This window comes from uncultured Arthrobacter sp., assembly GCF_947493765.1.
GTDB lineage: Bacteria > Actinomycetota > Actinomycetes > Actinomycetales > Micrococcaceae > Arthrobacter_D.
Window position 1 is genome coordinate 1 of the sequence record NZ_CANLSZ010000025.1, and the last position, 870, is coordinate 870.

At 68.7% G+C, this 870-nt stretch carries 1 protein-coding gene; it reads left to right on the forward strand.

Annotated elements, in window-relative coordinates; genetic code table 11:
• Nucleotides 1-96 precede the first annotated feature (96 nt).
• Nucleotides 97-870 (forward strand): ISL3 family transposase (locus tag Q0747_RS13860; protein ID WP_298255636.1); only part of this gene is annotated, 774 nt, incomplete at its 3' end.

Sequence of the window (870 nt, forward strand, 5' to 3'; positions counted from 1 at the left end):
GAGGGTGTAGGTAACGCGGGCGCGTCGGTGTCGGGGTAGGGGTCGAGGCCTTCCGATGATGGGAGTTCTGACGCTCCCCACCCGGAAGACCTCGACGTGTCTGACGCTACCTTCGCGACCCCTGACCTGAGCAAGTTCTGCCGCCTCGATGAGCTGGGCTTGGAGGTGTTCGGTCAACAGGTAGGCCCGGATCGGGCGGTGCTGGCCTGCCGAGTCGTCGAGCCGGACGAGTGGTGCCGCCGCTGTGGTTGTCAGGGCACGGTCCGCGACAGCGTGTCGCGCCAGCTGGCGCACGAGCCGTTCGGGTGGCGTCCGACGACGCTGCTGGTCACGGTCCGCCGCTACCGGTGCACCGGCTGTGGGCACGTGTGGCGCCAAGACACCAGCCGTGCCGCGCAGCCCCGGGCGAAGATCTCTCGGGCCGGGCTGCGGTGGGCCCTGGTCGGGTTGGTCGTGCAGCACTTGACCGTGGCCAGGATCGCTGAGGGACTCGCGGTGGCGTGGGATACCGCCAACGACGCAGTCCTCGCCGAGGGAAGGCAGGTCCTGATCGAGGATCCTGCCCGGCTTGAGGGGGTCGCCGTGATCGGCGTCGACGAGCACGTGTGGCGCCACACGCGCCGCGGCGACAAATACGTCACCGTCATCATCGACCTCACCCCAATCCGTAATGAGACCGGGCCTGCTCGGCTGCTGGACATGGTCGAAGGCCGCTCCAAGGCCGCGTTCAAGACATGGCTGGCCGACCGGGCGCAGGCGTGGCGCGACACGGTCGAGGTCGTCGCGATGGACGGATTTACCGGGTTCAAGACCGCGGCCGCCGAGGAACTTCCGGCCGCGGTCGCGGTGATGGATCCCTTCCACGTGGTC